General features: G+C 58.9%; 2 protein-coding genes. Both read left to right on the top strand.

The window, feature by feature from the left end:
- Positions 1-546 precede the first annotated feature (546 nt).
- Complete coding sequence (locus tag NW841_RS12725) at positions 547-1,035, top strand: VOC family protein (protein WP_414386753.1); 489 nt, start codon at positions 547-549, stop codon at positions 1,033-1,035.
- Positions 1,036-1,081: 46 nt separating this feature from the next.
- Positions 1,082-1,909 carry a Tab2 family RNA-binding protein gene (locus tag NW841_RS12720; protein ID WP_414386751.1) on the top strand — a complete coding sequence of 276 codons (828 nt, stop codon included), beginning with the start codon at positions 1,082-1,084 and terminating at the stop codon, positions 1,907-1,909.
- Positions 1,910-2,030: the final 121 nt, after the last annotated feature.

Below are 2,030 nucleotides of genomic sequence, written 5' to 3'. Positions count from 1 at the left end.
GCGATATATCCAGAATCAGTCAGGAGGCGCTATCCCTCCCCACCCGGGTGGGGAATCCCGCGCCTTACGTTGAACAGGCAATGGATCCCAACTTTTACCCTGAAAAATAACTGCCAAATTGCGCCGGGAGTAAGTATGCAGCTTTACGAGCGCGACTTTTATGCCTGAACCCAAGAGCAGGCAGCGCTGCTGCGGGCGGGACAGTTGCAGCAGAACGACTCCGGGCACTCATCTTCGTTGAGTCAACACACCATGGCTGACGCCACGCTGCGCGAGCCGATAGCGTACGGGCTTCACGCTTCCCAGACTTGTTGGTACGGAGGTCTCAGCGTGCTGCCACTGTGCCACCCACGGCAGGAAACTCTCCAGAGATTTAATATTCTTCTCACTTGTAGCACAAACCGCTTTCATCCCGACACTGATTGGCTCTTGAGTCAACACAATTCACCCATACAGTGCGGGGCTTCCCGCCAATTGAGCTAAAATCGCCTAACTTGGTAAAGAGCAGGGATCCTGAGTCGAGCAGGCTGCTTTGCGAGAGAGCCCATGGAACCCATCCGCTTTCATCTGGCCTTTCCCGTTGCCGATATTGCCTTGGCCAAGACTTACTACGGCGAGGGCTTGGGTTGCCAAATCGGTCGGGAAACCCCTGTTTCAGTTATTTTGAACCTCTATGGCCATCAACTAGTGGCCCACCTCACCCAGGAAGAGCTGACGCCACAGCGGGGCATCTACCCCCGCCACTTTGGCCTGATTTTCCCTGCCCAAGCAGATTGGCAGGCGCTGGCGGAGCAGGCCCAGGCACGGGGATTGCTTTTCTATCAGGAGCCGCGCTGGCGCTTTGTCGGCACCCCCCTGGAGCACGGCACGTTCTTTTTGCAGGATCCCTTCTACAACCTGCTGGAGTTTAAGTACTACCGCTACCCTGCCGCCATTTTTGGGGAGCGGGAATGGGCTTTGGTGGGGGATAGGTCTGCCCATCCTTCCCAGGATCGCTTTTCCACTTGCTCAGGCGGTGAGGTCAGCGGCAAGTAGCCAAGGGGAGGCAGACTTGGCCACTCAACCACCTCGTTCTGGCCCTATGCGCGGCCCCATCTGGCAGATGGATTTCAACGCCGTCCCGCTGCGGGATGCCCAGGAGCGGCGGGTTTGGGAGCTGCTGGTGTGCGATCCCACGGGTCAGTTTCGCCAGGCCCAGTACTGCAGCAACCAAGAGGTCAATAGCACCTGGGTGGCCCAACAGCTGCGCAGCTATTTGGAAATGGCCCCCCAGCCCCCTTCGGCCATTCGCGTCTTCCGCGCCCGCATGAGCTCCATTTTGCAACGGGCCTGTAATGCCGTTGGGATCCCGATGCTGCCCAGCCGCCGCGTCTATGCCCTCCGGGCCTGGATGCGGGAACGGGCAGAGCAGGTTTACCCTCAGGAAACCCAATTTACCTATAGCCCCGAGCCGCCATTGGAGCCGGATCCGCCGGATCCCATTCCCCTGCCGGACAAGTTGCAGGGAGAGCGCTGGGCGTTCGTTACCCTGCGGGCCAGGGATCTGCGGGATGCCGAGACCTGGCCAATGGAATTTGGTGAGCTGTTCCCCCTAAACTGGGAGGCCCTGGCGCCCGACACCATCATTCCTGGGTTGGTGATTGCCTCGCGGCGGGCGCTGCCCATAGCAGCTTGGCTAAGCGGTATGGAGCCTGCCTACTTGACGGTAGCGGAGGGACGGCTGCTGTTCGAGGCTGGCCTCAGCGATTGCTACCTGTTTGCGCAACTAAAAGATGAAAAGCTGCAAGCGGAGGCAGAAGGCTTTGCCCAACGCCAACGCCAAGCCCAAGGGATCCACTTCCTCGCCATCCAAAGCGATTTCCGGGCCCAGTCCTTCGCCGGCTTTTGGCTAATGCAGCATCCTTTTTAAAACCGTTGTCGGCCCCTTACGTGGATCCTCAAGCTAGCTGTGTTGGCAAAGCAACACAAAAACAGTAGCAGCAGCTCCGCGAGCGCCTCGCCAAATCCCGCAAAGGCCGATTCTTTCGTTG

This window comes from Synechococcus sp. H60.3 (genome assembly GCF_047462295.1).
Taxonomy (GTDB): domain Bacteria; phylum Cyanobacteriota; class Cyanobacteriia; order Thermostichales; family Thermostichaceae; genus Thermostichus.
Note: the sequence above shows the minus strand (reverse complement) of the source record. Positions and strands in the feature narration are given on the sequence as shown.